Genomic DNA, 19,231 nt, shown 5'->3' with positions numbered 1-19,231 from the left:
TATGAAAAAGCTGATCATCATACTGGTCATACTGGCTGTGGTATTGCTGCTGATCAAAAGAAAAGACATGAGCTGGCGACAGTCTGTTATGAAGACCTTTTATCCTTTGATCATGCTAAGGGGCAAATTGATGGGCAAAGGTCAGATACTTCGTAACCGAGCAGGGGTACAACCACCGGTTTCATTTTATTCACTGCAGATGGTTGCGAATAACGGGTCCCTGATAACATTCGATTCGTTCAAAGGAAAAAAGGTATTACTGGTGAACACAGCCAGCGATTGCGGCTATACCGGTCAGTACGAAGAGCTGGAAAACCTGCACAGGCAATATGGCGAACAACTGGTGGTGCTGGGTTTTCCGGCCAATGATTTCAAACACCAGGAAACGAAAGACGATGCAGCCATTGCGGCATTCTGTAAGATCAACTATGGCGTCAGTTTTCCGCTGATGAAGAAAAGTATGGTGATAAAAGGCAGTGAACAAAACGAGGTGTTCAACTGGTTATCTGATTCAACCAGGAATGGCTGGTGCAACCAGGCGCCTGTGTGGAATTTCTGCAAATACATAATAGATGAAAACGGGACATTGTTGGCATTTTTCCCCAATACGGTTTCACCGCTCAGTAAAGAAGTATTGACGGTGCTGAAATAAGATCAGAGCGGACAATGCTGGTGATAATTTTCCAGCACGATGGGATTGCGTTCTATCACATATCCTGCATAGTTTTCCTGCACTTCATCTAATACAGCTTCTACTTCTTCCATTGTTTTCAATACTACCAGCCGGTTGCGGTATTCTTTGATGCCTGGTAAGCCCTTTAAGTAATTGGCATAGTGGCGGCGCATTTCGTTGATGCCAACGATGGGTCCTTTCCACTCCAGCGATTTGCGCAAGTGCTTGCGGCATACTTCCACGCGCTCATCAACGGTAGGCGGGTCCATCAACTCACCTGTTTTCACATAATGTTTGATCTCGCGGAAGATCCAGGGATAACCGATCGCCGCCCTTCCGATCATAATACCATCTACCCCGTAACGGTTTTTATATTCCAGCGCTTTTTGCGGACTGTCGATATCTCCGTTTCCGAAAATAGGCATATGGATACGCGGATTGTTTTTTACGTTGGCGATCAGGGTCCAGTCGGCCTCGCCTTTATACATCTGCGAGCGGGTGCGGCCGTGGATGCTGAGGGCTTTAATGCCCACATCCTGCAATCGTTCGGCTACTTCTTCGATGTTTTTGGAATTTTCATCCCATCCCAACCGGGTTTTAACAGTAACGGGCAAACGGGTAGCTTTCACCACTGCATCGGTGAGGCGAACCATGAGGTCGATATCTTTCAGCACACCGGCGCCTGCGCCTTTACCGGCCACTTTTTTTACTGGGCAGCCGAAATTGATATCCAGCATATCGGGGTTGGTTACATCCACAATTTTGGCGGCCAGTGCCAGGCTCTCTTCATCGCCGCCGAATATCTGTATGCCGATGGGGCGCTCATAATCGAATATATCGAGCTTCTGCCGGCTCTTGATGGCATCACGGATCAACCCCTCACTGCTGATGAATTCGGTGTACATCAGGTCGGCCCCATTGTCTTTGCACACCGCCCTGAACGGCGGATCGCTGACATCTTCCATGGGCGCCAGGAGGAGCGGAAACTCGGGCAGCACTATTTTATCTATCTTAACCATATCTTAGCCCGCAAATTTACGTTCTTATTCCCAACCGCATGAACCAAGAGCCAACGATCAGTTACCGCCGACAGTTTGTCATTTTACTGGCCCTTATTGGGGTATTCACGGTTATTGGTTCTTTTTTAATCATCATGCTGGCCAGTACGAACCTGAATGTCTCCATGACCCTGGTGCCGGAATTACTGAATAAATCAGAAAATGCGAACCTGGCGCGATGGCTGAATACATTGGCTACTTTTTTTATGTTTTTTATGCCGGCGTTCCTTTTTGCAAGGATCCTCAGCCGCAAACCGCTGGATTACCTTGGGTTCAACCGGCTAATGAACGGCAAACAAATAGGAATAGTAGTGGTACTTACACTGGCAGCCATGATCACGAGTGGCGCTTTGGGAGACCTGAACCAGCGTATTCCACTACCTGCAACATGGATGGCCAAAGCCAGGGCTATGGAAGATGCTTACAGAAGCACCATGATGTCTATGGCCATGATGAAAAATTTTAAAGAATACCTGCTGGTGTTGTTGGTCGTGGCTACTGCACCTGCCATATTCGAAGAAGTGTTGTTCCGAGCAACATTTCAGCAATTATTTATTGGCTGGACAAAAAACGCATGGATCGGGATCATCATCACCAGCATTGTCTTCAGTGTGATCCATATTTCTTATTTCGGATTTTTACCCAGGCTTGCATTAGGTATGGTGCTGGGTTTTATTTTTTATTATGGTAAAAATATCTGGCTCAATATTTTATTGCATTTTCTGAATAATGCACTGATCGTAACGGGCATATACCAGGATATAAAGCACGGGCAATCTATCGAAAAAGCGATGGATGAGAATATGCCGATTTGGTGGATAGGATTATTCGGAATAGCCGGATTGCTCTTACTGTTCAGGCTTTTCAAAAAAGAAACCCGAAAAGTATTGGCTACACAATCACTGGTTGCAACTGATGAAAATAGTATAGAACAATGAAAGCCTGGAAGAAAATATTAACGCGCACCAGTTATGCCGAGGCGAGTATTATACAAGGTGTGCTGGAAGAGAACGAAGTGCCGGTTCAATTGCTGAATAAGCAGGATAGCAGTTATCCCATGTTCGGGTATATTGAAATATATGTTCCGGAACATTTGGTAGAAACGGCCAAAAAATTACTTGAAAAAAGCATGTTGAATTAATATCATTAAGACAGGATTGCGATGGCTTTGAATATAGAAACCTTTAAAACCCGTGCACTGACAGCAGTGGTATTTGTAGTGATCATGCTGGCGGGTCTCTTGTGGAATCAATGGAGTTTCCTGTTGCTTTTCAGTGTGATCCATTTCGGTTGCTGGACAGAATACCAGCGATTGGTGGCACAGATCGACCCGGTTTACGGGAGCATCACGCCTTTACACAAATACAGTATCATGATCATTGGCTGGTCATTGATGTTGTGGATGGCGGATGATATATTCAATACCGGCGGCAAAGTGATACACGAATGGGGTCGTGCGATTTTCCTCGTAGCGAGTACTGTTTTCCTGGCGGCAGAGATCGTATTTAAGAAGCAACTGAATCCCAAATTGATAGCGTATTCGCTGGCGGGATTGATTTATATATCGCTGAGCTGGGCGTTGATGATTCAATTGCGCGGGTTGATAGCTTACGATGTACTGGGCTCCCACGGATGGCTCCTGCCGGTGGTGATCATCACTTCCATCTGGGTTAATGATACCATGGCGTATATCGTGGGCTCTTTCATTGGAAGAACCCCTTTTTCTTCCATTTCACCCAAAAAAACCTGGGAAGGAACCTTGGGAGGAGCGTTGCTGGCCGTTGTGGCCATTGCCTGCCTGGGACATTATACCTGCGGACTCGATTGGAAACCGCTTCTATGGATATCGGCAGTGGCAGCCGTTACAGGTACGGCAGGAGATTTGCTGGAAAGTAAACTGAAAAGGCTGGCCGGTGTTAAAGATAGTGGCAGTATTATGCCCGGACACGGCGGCTTTCTCGACAGGTTCGATTCATTGCTGCTGGCTACGCCTTTCGTTTGGCTGGTGGTGAAACTGATTCTTTAACCTACATTTGCCGTTCAATACGTTCCCAATGACCATTCATAGAGAAGGATACAAGACCATCGGCATTACGGCGCTCATTTTCGGGTTGTTGAACCTGGTCTCTTTCAGTTTTTTAAGCGCACATATACCCTGGTTGGCCATACTAATCTTTGTGGTTTCATTGGCGCTTTTTCTTTTCATCATTTCTTTTTTCCGTATACCTAACCGTCAACTGACCATCAACGAAAACCAGGTGATTTGTCCCGCCGATGGCAAAGTAGTGGTTATTGAAGAAGTAACTGACCAGGAATATTTTAAAGACAAACGCATACAGGTAAGCATTTTCATGAGCCCCGCCAATGTGCATGTGAACCGCAATCCTATGAGCGGAGAAGTGATCTATAACCAATACCATAAAGGGAAATACCTCGTGGCCTGGCATCCTAAATCGTCTACCGAGAATGAACGATGGAGTGTAGTGGTGAATAATCACCACGGTGCTATCCTGTATAAACAGATTGCCGGTGCACTGGCCAAGCGGATCTGTAATTATACCGGTGTGGGACAGCAGGTAAAACAGGGCGACGAATACGGCTTCATCAAATTCGGCAGCCGCGTAGATGTTTTATTACCCCTTGATGCCAAAGTAGAAGTGCAACTGAACCAGGTGGTGAAAGGCGGCGTTACCGTACTGGCTAGCTGGAACTGATATGATAACGATCAATATTGAGTCTTTACCGCTGATGGAAAGGCAACGGTGGTTACAGGCAGCCATCGCACCGAGACCTATTTGTTTTGCAAGCACGATAGATGCTTCGGGCAATGTAAACCTGAGCCCTTTTAGTTTTTTCAATCTTTTTTCTACCAATCCCGCAGTTGTTATTTTTTCTCCTTCGAGAAGGGCGCGGAATAATACTACCAAACACACTTTACAGCATATACTGGAAGTGCCCGAATGTGTGATCAATATTGTTGACCACGATATGGTACAACAAACCAGCCTGGCCAGTTGCGAGTATCCGAAAGGAGTGGATGAATTCCTCAAAGCGGGTTTCCAGAAAATGCCGGCCACTATGGTAAAGCCGCCAATGGTGCGTGAGGCCAAAGTAAAACTGGAATGTAAAGTGCAGGAAGTGAAAAGCCTGGGAGACCAGGGAGGCGCCGGGCAATTAGTGATAGCGGAAATCTTGTGCATGCACGTGGATGAAAGCATATTGGGTGAAGATGGAAAGATCGACCAACGAAAGCTGAAGCTTGTGGCCAGGCTTGGTGGCGACTGGTATTGCCGGGTAGATGAAACCAATCTGTTCAAAGTGCCCAAGCCCAATACGGAATTGGGAATAGGTATTGATAACCTGCCGCAAGGAATACGGAACAGTAGTTTCTTAACAGGCAACCACCTGGGCATGCTGGCGAATGTGCGGGAACTGCCTGAAATAGACCCTGCTTTTGCAGATGACCGCTTGAGAGAAATTGTACAATATTATGCTGTTAACCCACAGGAGATGGAAAAGGAACTACATCGCTATGCAGGTACCTTGTTGAATGAGGGAAACATTGCTGCCGCCTGGCAGGTATTATTATATGGAGAAACGGCCTGAGTAGACCCATTCACTTTTTCCACAGTTTTTTATTTACAACCTTATCTATTACTTCATCCCTGTAGCTGCGACTGATAGGAAGGCGGTGTGACTGTATAATGATTTCGCTGTTTTCAATGGCTTCAATCTTTGAGATAGAAACGATATATGATTTGTGTATGCGGATAAAAGCGTTTCTGCTGAGGTTCTGTTCAACATTTTTCATGTACAATAACGTTATATACTTTCCTTTGATAGTATGGATGGTTACATAATTCTGCATGGCTTCCACGTACAAAATATCATCAAAATAAATCCGCTCATATTTGTAATCGCACTTGATAAAAAAGTAGTCTTCCGGTTCAGATGCTTTGGTTATGGGAAGATGGTTGAATACCGACCTTTCCTGCAGGTGGCGATAATCCTTTGCTTTGCTTACCGCCTTGAAGAAACGGTTAAAAGTAATCGGTTTCACCAGGTAATCCATTACATCCAGCTGAAAACCCTCCAGGGCATAACTCGGATAGGCAGTCGTGATAACTACCAGGGGAGGGTGTTGCATCATTTTAAGAAATTCTATGCCGTTCATTACTGGCATTTGTATATCGAGCAATACAAGGTCAATGGGTTGCTCATCCAATAGGCGTGTAAGACCAACAGGATTAGAGCCGGTTCCAGCAAGCTCCAAAAAATCGATTTCTCTTATATAGTTGACCATGCACTCTCTCGCTAACGGCTCATCGTCTATGACTACACATTTTAAAATCATACGGGTTAAATTAGATCTTTTATTCAAGCATACTTGGTACAGCGGTATGCGCTTTTGGCTCACTCTTTTGTTCAAATAATTCCAGGCGAAGAGACACTTCAAACAAGCTGTCCGAACTCTTTATTTCTAATATATGTTTTTGGGGATACAACAGGTCCAATCTTCGTTGCACGTTCTTCAAACCGATGCCGCCATAATGCAACAACTCTTTTGATACTTTATGCTGGTAAGAGACGCTGTTTGATATATGGAAGAGTAATTGATTTTCATCCAAGTGTAAGCCTATACAGATCCAATTTGTTTGCCCCTTTCTTTTTGACACATGCTTGAAAGCATTTTCAATAAATGGCATCAAAATAAAGGGAGCAATGCAAAGATTCAAGGGGTTGCTTTTATCAATCGAAAGATCGAGTCTGAGGTTGCATTCTTGTCTTAGTCTTTCGAGCTCAATAAAATTTTCAATATAGATAATCTCCTGCCCTAATGTTATATGTGGTTCATTGCATTCGTACAATTGGTATCGAAGCAAGTCGGAAAATTTGGCCAGCGATTCAGAAGCTATATCCGGGTTTTTGTGGATCAGTACAAAAATCGAGTTGATGCTGTTAAAAAGGAAATGAGGGTTAAACTGTGATTTCAGGAACTTTAATTCTGTTTCCAGTTTTTCTTTTTCCAGTAACTGTTGTCTTTTTTTCGACTGTATCCAGTTCTTCGTAAGCTTTACGCTCATAGCAAGGGTCATGCTTGCAGTGCTGGATGGCAAAGTGTTGAGTTGAAAGAAATACATATAGTTTCCTGGCTCAATACCATACAGGTCTTTTACGGTTTGGCCGGAAAACAGTGCACTTGCATAATAACCCGTCACTATAAAAGCCGCGACACAAATGATGGTGAATACTACCAGTAAAATATACTGCACGTATTTTCCCGTTTCCAGGAATTTTGGCATCAGGTAATACAGGTTAAAATAAACGCCCATCGCCTGGAACACTACGTAAAACAAAAACTTTATGGCATAAGCAGAATGAAATATATTATCGAATACGGCGGAGATGCTGCCAATGGTCAGCGTCCACCACATAATATGGTAGGCAAACCAAAAAGGAATGTGATAAAGCTTATACTTGAACAGCCAATGATATTTCTGTTGCATCACTTTAAAATTACTCAAATCCTTCGTTAGAATCCCCTGCCAGATACGAGATGCGTTAAAATCGTGACGAAAGGAGCCAAAGTGTTGACGAGTGGTATTTTAATTATACTTAGACTGGCAAAAGACATTTTCAACTCTTTATAAGCGTTTCATCAATTTTAAAATTCAACTCAGCATATAATTTTTCCTGCTTATGATACGCTTTGTTTTTTTGGTTTATGAAGCTACTTTTCGTTTTATTTGTTTGCACACTGCAGCAGAGTTTTGCACAGGTTAAAGGGAGACTGATGAATACCGACAGGATACCCGTTGCATTCGCCAGCGTTATGTTGTTGCGCAGCGGCGACAGCAGTATGGTTGTGTTTGGTATGTCGGATAACGACGGGAATTATTCATTGAATAATATAGTTCCGGGAAAATATTGGCTGCGTTTTTCAGCCACTGGTTATAATGAAACCCAGTCTCCTGTATTCGAATTGACAGAACAACAAAAGGATTTCGGTACACAAGTTATGTCCAAAGATGTAAAAGAGTTGCAGGAAGTGACGGTGCGATCTGAAAGGGCTCTCTATCAACAGAAGACGGAAGGCTTAACCGTAAATGTAGGGAGCAGTATTTTTACTAAAGGGAGTTCGGCTCTGGATGTATTGGGTCGTTCACCGGGTGTACTGGTAAATCGCCGTAACAATACAATTGAATTGAACGGGAAACCGGGTGTTAAAATAATGCTGAATGGAAAGCTAATGTATCTTTCGGAAGAGCAATTATTCAACCTGTTGTCGGGCATGAGCGCGGATAACATTGCAACAATTGAACTGCTTACCTCACCTACTGCAAAGTATGATGCAGAGGGGAGTGCGGGCCTTATCAATATTGTACTGAAGAAAAATAAAAATATCGGAACAAATGGTTCGGAATCACTTACTGCAGGCTATGGTTACAGGGAGAAAATAGCTACTTCGTTCAACCTTTCTCACAATACCAAACATATGAACTTGTATGGTGATTACACCTATTCACGCAATCATACTTATAGTAGTATGGATGTAGATAGCTGGCAGGATATGCCATTTATGGGTGGCAAAGTGCATACGCAGGGATTGGATACAACAGATGCGTTATTCAGCAACCACAATGTAACAGTTGGTATGGATGCCAGACTAAACGAAAGAACAAGCATTGGCGGCAGTGTGATATACACTAACAACAGATCGTCCGGAAGCACATTCGGGCATTTTCAATACAATGTTTTACCAGATTCTTTACTAAAATATGATGGTGTTAATAGTGGCGCTAACCAATGGAACAACATCGTAAGTTCCGCTTATTTGGAAAAAAGATTTCATCAGGGAGAGAGTATGAATATCAATGTTGATTACTTATTCTTCGAAAACAATGACCACTATATGGTTCAGAGCAGCTTTGTCAACAAATATAATATGCAAGCTGGTAACCATGAGGCATTGTCTGCCCCTGCCCAAAAAGGTGCTGCGCACACAAATATCAATGTAATAGTTGGTAAAACGGATTACATGAAACAATGGGGCAGCAAAACAAAACTGGAAGCGGGAATAAAAATTGCACACACAACGAACACCAGCTCATCGGGTTTTAAAAGTTGGATTGACACCGCCTGGACCAGTAACCGGCAAACAACCAGCAGTATTATCATGCGGGAGACGATCGGGGCCGCTTATGCCTCAATGACCATAGATATCAATACTTCTACCCATCTTACAACCGGAATTAGATATGAATATGTTACTACTCAATTGAACAATGCAGATACTGGAGCTTCGGTTGAGCAACGCAACATGGGTGCACTCTTTCCTAACGTGTTGCTTACAAAAAAGATCAATGCACAAAATGAATTACAGTTATCTTATACCAAACGTATATCCAGGCCTTCTTATAATGACATGGCTTCGTATGTTGGTTATAGCGACCCTACGACCGTTTATACTGGCAACCCCTTTTTACAGCCAACAATAACCCACAACGTAAGGCTTGGTTATTATTACAAGAGGTATGCTTTATCCATACTATTCAGCAGGGATATCAACACAATTGTACGTTACCAGTTAACAGAGAGTCCTGAACACAATATGCTGTACATTTCCCCACAAAATATGAGCTGGCAAAACAATATCACGTTTCAGGCTACTCTGCCTGTTAGCATCAACAACTGGTGGACGATGAACTGGAATTTTATTGGAGGCTCCAGAAAATATGCAATAACCTACGCCAAACAACCCGTTGAATACGGATATTTTGCTTATTCTGTTAATTACACACATACATTTAAACTGCCACGTTTGTTTTCTGTAGAATTATCAGGCAATTACAACAACCAGTCGTATAACGGCACACAAAGAGTTGAAGGATTTCACATATTGAATATAGGCCTCAAAAAAGAGTTGAAGGACAACAAAGGAAGTTTTCAATTTTCTGTGAATGATATTTTTCGAAGAGAACGTTACGAGGTCCACTATGGGACCATCACAAGAGAGCCGTTTGACATAATGAATCGAGTGGTTGTTTATACTGAACCATCCCAGTTTACTATCTTCAAGATCGGTTATTCACGGTCATTTGGCAATGGGAAAAAAGCCGAAAAAAGGAGTGCTGTTTCGAGTGATGAGCAAGAGAGAATAAGGAAAGAATAATGGGTGATATTGGTTCGAATTTATGGTGATCAAATCCGATCCATTGATAATAAGCGATTAATCCAAAAATCAGGAAGGTTTACTCCGCATCAGATTGATCAGTAGAAACGAAATATTGCTATCGTATTGGATTTATAATGGCCAATCAATGTTTATCCAATATGTATTCCCCACTCTTTATTCATCTTCCTTCCCAGTAATGCATTGGCCTCGGCATCATTCCTGAATTGTTCCTTCATCGGATCCCATTCAAGCCTGCGGTTAAGACGATAGGCGATGTTACCGATATTACATACGGATGCAGTGCGTTGCCCGATCTCCACATCACAGATCGGTTTGGTTCTTTTGCGCATGGCATCCAGGAAATCCTTGTAATGATCTGTGCTACGGTACACGTGCTTCTCCGTATCACCGATCACGTGGTCTTTCAGCGAAGCAGGATTTGTTTCCAGCTTACCGCGCTGTACTTTGATCTCTCCTTCGGTACCGATAAAATGAATGGCATTGTCCCATTCCCATTTTTCATGTGTCATGGTGATGCCGCCTGCATACTTATAAGTAAGGAATGGATGCTCCCCGTCATCGGGTGCAATGACTTCTACCGGGCCACTATGATCCATGTCCAGCGCCCATTGTACAATATCAAACATATGTGCACCCCAATCGGTTACCATACCACCACCAAATTCGCGGTAATTGCGCCAGTTGGGATATACGTCTTTGGTTACAGGAGGCGCTAATTCTGCATTGAAAACAGAGGGCGTTGCATTCGGTCCCAGCCATTTGCTCCAGTCCAGTCCATCCGGTATTGGTTCTGCAGGAAGATCGTAAGGCTTTGGCGGAGGACCCACATTCACTTTTACCGATTTGATCTGCCCGATATATCCATTACGGATGAGCTCTGCCGTTTGCCTGAATTCAGACCAGGAGCGCTGCATGCTTCCTGTTTGAAACACACGGTTGTATTTACGGGCGGCGTTGACCATGGCCCTTCCTTCCTTTACGGTAAGCGCCATTGGTTTCTCGCAATAAATATCTTTCCCGGCTTCAGCTGCGCGCACTGCCATCGCTGCATGCCAGTGATCGGGCGTAGCAATCACCACCGCATCCACCTCTTTACGGGCCAGCAATTCCCTGAAATCATTGTACACTGCTATATCGGCATAATTGCCCAGTTGAGGCATCTTAACATAGGTATCTTTTATTTGCTTAAGCGTGAGATCGGCTTTGGCTTTGTACACTTCACTCAATGCCACAAAACGAACCTGTTCTGTCTTCAGAAAATAAGAAGACAATATTTTGCCTTGCTTACCTCCACCGATCAACCCCAGGTTGATCATATCGCTTGGAGCAGTATAAAGCAATCCTGTTTGACTTTTTCCACCCAATACGTGTCGCGGGAGGATCATAAAACCTACCAATGCTTTTGCAGTGTTACCCACAAATGCCCGGCGGGAAACATTATTTTTTCCTTCTTTTTTCATATGGCCATGGTTGATTAAGCGCTTGAGATTGAAAGATACAAATTTGGTATAAAACAGATACCGAAATTATAAAGCAGGATCACGATTATCTTTTGAATAGCATTAAAACAGAGCCAATCAGGGTTAAAAGGATCACCAGTTTCCGGTATTGCTCATCTTGTATCCTGTCAACAATACGTAAACCCAGCCAAAAACCCAGGGCCAGCGCCGGAATGAGCACCAGGTCTGTTTGTAAGCTATGTATATTGATATTATGCCAGAAAAAGACCTGGAATGGCAATTTGAAAAGATTCATGAACAGGAAGATCCAGGCTGCCGTACCAATAAAATCATTTTTTGGCATCCGCATGGCCAGGAAATAAAGATTGGCAAATGCACCGGCCAGGTTTCCCAACATCGTAGTCAACCCTGCGGCCAGGCCCGTACTTACAGCAAACATCGGATGTTGCGGCACCTGTGTTGACTTACGATATTCCATCAGCACAACGATCACGATGGTTACCAAAATGATCGCTGCCATTATTTTACGAAAAAGGATTTCATTCATTTCCTTTCCTATATATACACCTATCAATATTCCTATTATCATCCAGGGAACCAATTTCCAAAAATGTTTCCACTGTGCGTGGCGATTATAATACCTTACCGCTGCAATATCTGCCAAACAAAGAAGTGGTAAAACAATTCCTGTAGATGATTTGCTTCCAAAAACAAACGCCATTAAAGTAACGCTCAACATATCTACTCCTTTCAGGCCGGCTTTACTGAGCCCTATGATAAAAGAAGCCAGAAAGATCAGGAACCATTCGGTAAAAGAATAAAAGGAAAGTATACTAATCATTGAACATAGGGTGTTTGTTTACTACTAAGCGCTTTTCTTTGTCCTGACCATGTTCCACCAATAATTCAGCTTCAATACCAGCGCCCTGTTCTTTACAAAAAAAGGCGCCGGATAATAATTGTCGGTATAAACAATAAAAAGATCCGAAGCAGGTTGGTAACGCCATTGAAACCTTGCGTTAAAATTGATATTTTTTTGCTGTTCGTTGTATTGTAAATACGTGGTAAAAAATAATTTATTCGTCATGGTAATATCCACTTTTGGTCCGGCGAGAAAAAAAGCGGTATGTCCCCATGGCTGTGGTAAATGAAGGTCGTCATAGCTGGTGCTGAGCGCAAGACTTATATAAGGCTGAAAGCGATAACCTATTTCAGTATTCATGGTGAACCGTGTCCCATCGGCAAAATAACCACCGTACCGTAGGGCTATCGAATACGTAAATAATTGCTGGGGCTGGGATACCAGGTCAAGTCCCGCGGTGTTCCAGGTATGTTTTGTGCCTTTAGCAAGTGAATCTTTTCCTGTATTGGTTGGATCAAATGGTCTTAATAATTCAACATAATCATGTATAGCCGATCCTGTTAAAACAATACGGTTGCGGAAAGTGAGCTGGTAAGACAGCATGTTCTCATTGTCTGTCTGGTGAAACTGTTCATTGAAATAATAGGTAGTATTGGCTTGCAGGCCATGACTGAGTATATGGCCGCTCCGCGGGAAGAAATACCTGGTTACCTGGGGGCTGACTTTAATATATCCCGTCCTCGGTACATAACCCACTTCTGCATTGAAGCCATTGCCTACATATTCATGTTGCCAGAGTATGTTCCATTTTCGGCTGTTGTATAACAGGTGAGCTGCGTGTGCCATGCTGTTACCCTGTGCGCCGGGACTGAACGAGCGCATAACAAAGGCTTTGCCTGTCCACAGGTTACTGGAAGAAGCCAGGTTATATTCCAACCCAATATTCCTGTTGTATTGCGAATAGATTGTTTTGCCGGAATCATTACCAGGATGATAGTTCATAGATGTCTTATCAACATAGATCAACCCGATATTGGATCTTTTAAACACTTTCCGTTGCAGCGACACTACTGCAAAGTTCTGCGCCGGCAGCCCTTTTTCCTCCACTGCTGCTGTTTGAACGTCCATCAGGCCAAGGCGCCAGTCCTTGCTGAGTTTACCACTCAGGCGTGCACCTAAATTGATGGGCATACCCAGGCCAATCCGCCGGGAGAAAAAAGGACGGATGTTTGCATAGCCAAAATTGGCGAACAGGTCATTGTTCTCCAGGAAAAACTGCCTTTTTTCCGGGAAGAATAATTCAAACCGGCTAAGATTGGTTACCTGCTTGTCTACCTCCACCTGCGAAAAATCGGGATGAATGGTGAGATCTAGGTTGAGGGAAGACGTAACACCAATTTTTGCATCCACTCCCACTTCCTGTTTATATTCCGTCTTGCTTTGTGCTGAATAATCTTTGGATGCGCTGCTTAAAACATAAGGAATAACAGATACATTCATTCCCGGTGCGGGCGGCGGTTTGTCCCATACGAGTACGCCTGTATAAGCTAAGGAAGCAGTAGGGAATTGTCGTGGAATGGGTGTCCAGCTCGATTTTTCTGTTGTCTTCAGGTCATTGCGGCTGAAATTAATGCCCCATTCTGTTATTCCTTTTTTATACCGCATCGAAGTAAAAGGGATGGCGGCTTCAAAGATCCATTTGTCGTCATAATCCTTTACGGCGGATACCCATTTGTTATCCCAGTTCAGGTCTACTTTTCCCCCTTCATACATAGAACCATCCCATTGCGCTCCCGCAGCATTGGCGCCAAAAGTGAAGCCGTTGGTTTGATCATCAAAAGGGTCTATGAAAAAAATAAAGTTGTCATTCTTCACAAAACTAAAATCCCTCCGGAGCGATTCTACCATATTCGGGCCTGGCAATGCTTTATTACAAATGGCTATGATGTACAAATTGCGGCTGTCGTAAGTCATGCGGACTTCTGTAGTTACCCGTGCATAACTGGTATCCATGGGTAATACCATGGAAAAATGTGTGGCAGGTTCTGCCTGCAACCAGGCCTCATCCATCACACCATCGATCTTAATTGATGCATTTGTTTCACGGATATCTAAACGGTAAGTGGCATTTTTCTTCTGCGCAACAGATGACAATACAATAAATAACAGCAGGGTAGCAACAATAAAATTCTTCAATACTATTTATTTGAGGGTAGATAAGGGCATACAAGTTAAAGAATGTTACAAAACACTTTTTCGAAATCCTGGTTTTTTTTAAATAATGAACGTCATTAACTAGAGTAGTTAGCAACATGAAGTAGTGCAGCGAATACTATGGAATATGTTAGTTGGCAGCATCCGGTAGCATAGTTGATGCTACCGACAGCAATGTGAAAACGGCTAATGGGGAGAGTGTAAAATAGCCTCATCAAGAGCCTGACTTTTGTAGGTAGTCCATTTTGGTGCGGCTTTTATATAAAATAACATACTATTTTGTGCTCACTAACAACTCACGAACAGTTCAAATTGCTTTAATAACATACAAGGTTGATTTATATTATAGTGGTTTAAATGATGTTTAAGAAAATATATAATGTGTTTCTTTTTCTGGTGATCGGCCATACAACAATGGCCCAGTCGCAGGTCGCAAAAATAGGGATGGAACAAGGATTGTCCAACGAAACCATCAGGTCTATATATCAGGATAAAAACGGGTTTATGTGGTTTGGAACGCTTGATGGGCTCAACCGGTACGACGGATATTCTTTTAAAGTGTATCACAACCGGTTTCAGGACACCTCTTCCCTGCTTAGCAATGTTATTTATGGAATTACGGAAGACAGGCGAGGGAATATTTGGCTGGGCACCCGTCTTGGGGTTTGCCGTTTAAACAGGCTGTACGACAATTTTAGCACGGTTTATTACACAAATGCCAAAAATAAAAGGAGCATAAGATTAGACCGGGAAGTCATTAAGACTGTTACCTGTGATGCTAAGAATAATATCCTGATAGCTTCTGAATTACAAGGCTTAATGGTTTGTAATGATGCTTCACTTACAGCCGTTCAAATTCCTTTTGCGGACGCCAATAATGAAAATGAATACCAGTATGGCGTACAATCTATTTGTTTTGATAAGAATGGACGGACGCTTGTTTTTGTACAAGGGAAGGGGTTGTGCGATTTGAATTACGTTCAACATAAATTACAATTATTAAACGGCGATGTAAAATATGTAAGCAGTATGTTGCCTGATGGCGATACGGTATGGATGGCATCTACTACGGGTATTTATTGTTATGTATTAAATACAAACCAGGTAAAACAGGTGTCTACCATTGAAGACTTAAAGCTTAATCCCAGTCTTAATATTACTTTATGCTCTGACGGTGGACAAAATATTTACATCGGAACGATAGATGGCGGCCTCAATATTTATAATAAAATTACAAAGCAAATAAGCTATATACATAGCGGATTCGGAAGAAGTGATTTATCAGGAAGTGGTATTTATGCGCTTCTGAGGGATAAGGTATCCCGCTTATGGATCGGTACCAGGAGGGGTGGCATTAATATCATTAACCGCGATAAACAAAAATTTGTGACAGTCAGTCATGAGCCTGGAAACCCGAACAGTCTGTCGGGCAATTTTATTACTTCAGTTTGTGAAATGAATAATGGAAACCTGCTCATTGCAACAGAAAATAATGGATTAGATATACTGGATAGAAACACAAATAAGTTTACACATTATAAATACGACCCCAAGGATTTGTCATCAATATCCAGTAACAATGTAAATGGTATTTCTTTAGATTATCTAAAAAATGTATGGGTAGCTACTTATACAGATGGTGTTTGTCGATTTAACCCACAGACACATAAATTTAAAAGGTACAAGACTGTAAATGAGAAGACCGGGGTTGAAAATAAAGTGTTCAATACATTCTATGAAGATGGTGATAAAACTTTATGGGCATCAGCATTGCGTACCGGAAACTATTTAGGCGCGCTATATCGTTATAATAGACAAAAAGATGTTTTCGAACTTTTTGATGACAGTCTATCGGATCTGTTTTCAATAAAAGAAGATAGTGATGGAAATCTATGGGGGGGTGGCCTTACGAATCTTGTAAAGATCGACAGGGTAAATCACAGAAATCAATTTTTCTATATAGGGCAATTCATCAGAACTATTACGGATGATGGTATGGGGCATTTGTGGTTAGGCACAGAAGGCGGCGGGTTGGTTTTATTTGACAGAAAACGGAACAGGATCGAAGCCCGGTACACTACGTCTGAAGGTCTTAGCAATAATAGTATTTTTTCCACTTTGTCGGATGTTAAGGGAAATTTATGGTTGGGGACTTTTAATGGGTTATCAAAGTTTGATATTAAAAAACATCGGTTTAAGAATTATTACAGAAGCGATGGGCTGGAAAGCGACCAATTTCATTTTAATGCGGCAACCAAGCTACAATCAGGGGCGTTTGTTTTTGGAGGAATAAAAGGATATAATATATTTTTCCCGGATAGCATTGGGGTGGTTGCCAGCAATTCGCCGCTTTGTTTTACTGGGATGATAATAGATGGGAAGCCCATTGAAATGAACCAGTCTTTTATTAGTAAAGCAAATGGCAGCAATGTTGAAGCGATTGAGGTTCCTTATAATAATGCTTCTTTTTCATTCACTTTTGCCGCACTTGAGTATGCTGTTCCCGATAAAATCGCTTACGCGTATATGATGGAGGGCTGGGATAAAGGATGGACCTACTCCAAGAACATACGTACTGCCACATACACGCACTTAAATGAAGGTCGTTATGTTTTCAAGGTAAAAAGCACGGATGGTAACGGGGTTTGGAAAAATGAAATTTCTGTTTCGGTTCAGGTTTTCCCACCTTGGTACCGGAGCTGGTGGGCCTGGCTTTTTTATATATCCCTGCTTGCTTCGCTTGTATACATATACATCGGTTATCGTGCCAGGCAGGCTAAATTGCAATATGAGATAAATCTGCAAAAAATAAACCTGCAAAAAGAAAAAGCTGAACACGAAAAACATGCAGCCGAGCTGGAAACAGAACGTACGCAAAGAGCTCTTGAACTTGCCGAAAGAGAAACTGAAAAAGCGATAGCCGATAAAGAGCGGGAGGTTAATGAACGAAGAGCTTCTTTCTTTACCAGCATTTCTCACGAGTTCCGAACGCCATTAACATTGATCATTAACCCTATTAAAGATATCCTGGAAAAACGGAACCTTCTACCCGAAAAAGAAGACAGGGAGATTGAGATCGTTTATAGAAATGCAAGGCGTATGCTAAGCCTCACGAACCAATTGCTTTTATTTCGACGGGAGGAGAGCGGACTTGACATTGTTTATCCGGTAAAGCTAAACCTGGTTGCTCTTTGCAAAGAGGTCTATCTGTGTTTCATCCATCAGGCAGAAGCAAAAAACGTTCACTATAATTTTTATTGCGAGGAAAGCGATATTGAACTGTATGCCGACAGGGATAAACTGGAAATTATTTTTTACAATCTGTTATCAAATGCCCTGAAATACACTCCATCGCGCGGAACGGTTGATTTACATATTATAAATGAAGCCAACGAAGTAATCGTACAAATATCCGATAGCGGTCAGGGCGTTTCACCGGGTATGGAAGATAAGGTGTTTGAAAAGTTTTACCAGGACAAAAGCAATAGTAAGGAGGTAAAGCCCGGTTTTGGTATTGGGCTATATCTTGCCCGGCAATTTGCCGAAGCGCATCACGGCTCTGTTTTCTATGATGGTGTTGCGAATGGCGGCGCCAGGTTCAATGTTCGGCTTTTGAAGGGCAGCAACCATTTCACAAAGGAACAATTGTCGTATAGCGTAGTACCCGGCCAATCGGTTTTAGAAGAAATAGCAGACAACACAGGAGAAAAAGAGCATACTGGTAATTTACTGTCAAGCGTAATTGAAGATACGGGCAATCTGGTGGCAGGGGATAAGCAATCTGTATTATTTGTAGATGATGACGCTTCGATCAGGGAATACCTCAACTTGGTTTTGTCAGATTCGTACCAGGTTTATGAAGCTGCTAATGCTGAAGAAGGTATTCTCAAAGCCGAAAAAATTTTACCCGATATCATTATTAGCGATATTATGATGGAGGGGCGAAACGGCCTTGATTTGTGTAAAGCCATCAAAGAAGATCCTTCATTAAATCATATACCTGTTATATTGCTTACAGGGACCTCCACATTAAAGTTGCAGGGAGTACAATACGGTGCTGATGATTATATTATAAAACCTTTTGACAAAGAGTTTCTTCTAGCCAGGGTAAACAGCTTGCTTAAAAACAAAACCAATCTTCAAAAGTATTTTTACAATGAGATCACCCTTAGTAAGCAGGATGCAAAAGTCCCTGAAAAGTACCGTGAATTTCTTGAAAAATGCATTCAGATAGTAGAAGACCATTTAGACGATGAAATGTTCAGCAGTAAAAAACTTGCTGCAGCAATGGGCATGAGTTATTCGGCTATCACCAAAAGAGTAAAAGCAGTTTCCGGCCAATCGCTTAATAGTTTTATCCGTTTTATCCGTTTGAGGAAAGCCGCCCGTTTATTTATTGATAGCAACAATAACGTAAATGAAGTGGCAGCCATTGTAGGGATTTTCGATGCTCGTTATTTCCGCGAACAGTTTAGCAGGCAATTTGGAATGAACCCATCCGAGTTTATTAAAAAATACCGAAAGCCTTTTGCCAATAAGTTTACGGTTAATAAAGATATTTTGGGAAAGGGAGAGGTGTAACGGCGCAGGAAAGCTTGCAAAACAACGGCTGCCCATCATTATTTGCTTTTATATCGAGTTGTAAGCGATCATTTCCATAATTTATTAATAATCAATTAGTTATAAGAATTTGACTAAATGTAATTGAAAATTTACCCCCTAAATAATTTTCAAAAGATGTCAGTTTACCCCCTTTTTTTTGACAAA

At 42.3% G+C, this 19,231-nt stretch carries 14 protein-coding genes; 8 read left to right on the top strand and 6 right to left on the bottom strand.

Annotation, left to right across the window (positions count from 1 at the left end):
- The first annotated feature begins 1 nt into the window (after nucleotide 1).
- A complete protein-coding gene (locus tag BLU98_RS15160) occupies nucleotides 2-652 on the top strand; it encodes a glutathione peroxidase (protein WP_257575030.1) in 651 nt (216 codons plus the stop codon).
- A gap of 2 nt (nucleotides 653-654) precedes the next feature.
- On the opposite strand, the gene dusB is transcribed toward BLU98_RS15160, so the two are convergent.
- Entirely contained in the window at nucleotides 655-1,692 is a 1,038-nt protein-coding gene (dusB, locus tag BLU98_RS15155) for a tRNA dihydrouridine synthase DusB (protein WP_092726326.1), read from the bottom strand.
- A gap of 38 nt (nucleotides 1,693-1,730) precedes the next feature.
- On the opposite strand from dusB, the gene BLU98_RS15150 reads away from it, so the two are divergent.
- The 5 genes from BLU98_RS15150 to BLU98_RS15130 are packed head-to-tail and all read left to right on the top strand — an operon-like array spanning nucleotide 1,731 to nucleotide 5,337.
- Nucleotides 1,731-2,669, top strand: a complete 939-nt coding sequence (locus tag BLU98_RS15150) for a CPBP family intramembrane glutamic endopeptidase (RefSeq protein ID WP_092726324.1) — start codon at nucleotides 1,731-1,733, stop codon at nucleotides 2,667-2,669.
- Complete coding sequence (locus tag BLU98_RS15145; protein WP_037326035.1) at nucleotides 2,666-2,872, top strand: putative signal transducing protein; 207 nt, start codon at nucleotides 2,666-2,668, stop codon at nucleotides 2,870-2,872. Before BLU98_RS15150 ends, BLU98_RS15145 begins: the two co-directional genes overlap by 4 nt.
- Nucleotides 2,873-2,893: 21 nt before the next feature.
- Nucleotides 2,894-3,757, top strand: coding sequence for a phosphatidate cytidylyltransferase (locus BLU98_RS15140; RefSeq protein WP_092726322.1), 864 nt, complete (start codon nucleotides 2,894-2,896; stop codon nucleotides 3,755-3,757).
- Nucleotides 3,758-3,785: 28 nt separating this feature from the next.
- Nucleotides 3,786-4,445: a phosphatidylserine decarboxylase family protein gene (locus BLU98_RS15135; protein WP_092726320.1), complete on the top strand. Its 660-nt coding sequence runs from the start codon at nucleotides 3,786-3,788 to the stop codon at nucleotides 4,443-4,445.
- A gap of 1 nt (nucleotide 4,446) precedes the next feature.
- The gene (locus BLU98_RS15130; RefSeq protein ID WP_257575029.1) at nucleotides 4,447-5,337 is read left to right on the top strand and encodes a flavin reductase family protein; all 891 of its coding nucleotides are present in this window, start codon (nucleotides 4,447-4,449) and stop codon (nucleotides 5,335-5,337) included.
- A 10-nt stretch (nucleotides 5,338-5,347) separates the two neighbouring features.
- On the opposite strand, the gene BLU98_RS15125 is transcribed toward BLU98_RS15130, so the two are convergent.
- On the bottom strand, nucleotides 5,348-6,085 hold the full coding sequence (locus tag BLU98_RS15125) for a LytR/AlgR family response regulator transcription factor (RefSeq protein WP_092726318.1): 738 nt from the start codon (nucleotides 6,083-6,085) through the stop codon (nucleotides 5,348-5,350).
- A gap of 19 nt (nucleotides 6,086-6,104) precedes the next feature.
- A complete protein-coding gene (locus BLU98_RS15120) occupies nucleotides 6,105-7,238 on the bottom strand; it encodes a sensor histidine kinase (RefSeq protein WP_092726316.1) in 1,134 nt (377 codons plus the stop codon).
- A gap of 218 nt (nucleotides 7,239-7,456) precedes the next feature.
- Between BLU98_RS15120 and BLU98_RS15115 the strand changes: the two genes are divergently transcribed.
- On the top strand, nucleotides 7,457-9,904 hold the full coding sequence (locus BLU98_RS15115; protein WP_092726314.1) for an outer membrane beta-barrel family protein: 2,448 nt from the start codon (nucleotides 7,457-7,459) through the stop codon (nucleotides 9,902-9,904).
- Nucleotides 9,905-10,056: 152 nt separating this feature from the next.
- Here BLU98_RS15115 and BLU98_RS15110 read toward each other — a convergent pair whose 3' ends face one another.
- The 3 genes from BLU98_RS15110 to BLU98_RS15100 form a co-directional block, all read right to left on the bottom strand.
- A complete protein-coding gene (locus BLU98_RS15110) occupies nucleotides 10,057-11,388 on the bottom strand; it encodes a Gfo/Idh/MocA family protein (RefSeq protein WP_092726310.1) in 1,332 nt (443 codons plus the stop codon).
- 85 nt (nucleotides 11,389-11,473) lie between these two features.
- On the bottom strand, nucleotides 11,474-12,229 hold the full coding sequence (locus BLU98_RS15105) for a sulfite exporter TauE/SafE family protein (RefSeq protein WP_092726308.1): 756 nt from the start codon (nucleotides 12,227-12,229) through the stop codon (nucleotides 11,474-11,476).
- A 24-nt stretch (nucleotides 12,230-12,253) separates the two neighbouring features.
- Entirely contained in the window at nucleotides 12,254-14,446 is a 2,193-nt protein-coding gene (locus BLU98_RS15100; protein ID WP_257575028.1) for a carbohydrate binding family 9 domain-containing protein, read from the bottom strand.
- 399 nt (nucleotides 14,447-14,845) lie between these two features.
- Here BLU98_RS15100 and BLU98_RS15095 point away from each other — a divergent pair, with 399 nt between their 5' ends.
- The gene (locus tag BLU98_RS15095) at nucleotides 14,846-19,045 is read left to right on the top strand and encodes a hybrid sensor histidine kinase/response regulator transcription factor (protein ID WP_257575027.1); all 4,200 of its coding nucleotides are present in this window, start codon (nucleotides 14,846-14,848) and stop codon (nucleotides 19,043-19,045) included.
- The last annotated feature ends 186 nt before the right edge of the window (nucleotides 19,046-19,231 follow it).

The sequence above is a fragment of the Hydrobacter penzbergensis genome (genome assembly GCF_900106985.1).
In the GTDB taxonomy this organism is placed as follows: domain Bacteria; phylum Bacteroidota; class Bacteroidia; order Chitinophagales; family Chitinophagaceae; genus Sediminibacterium; species Sediminibacterium magnilacihabitans.
Note: the sequence above shows the minus strand (reverse complement) of the source record. Positions and strands in the feature narration are given on the sequence as shown.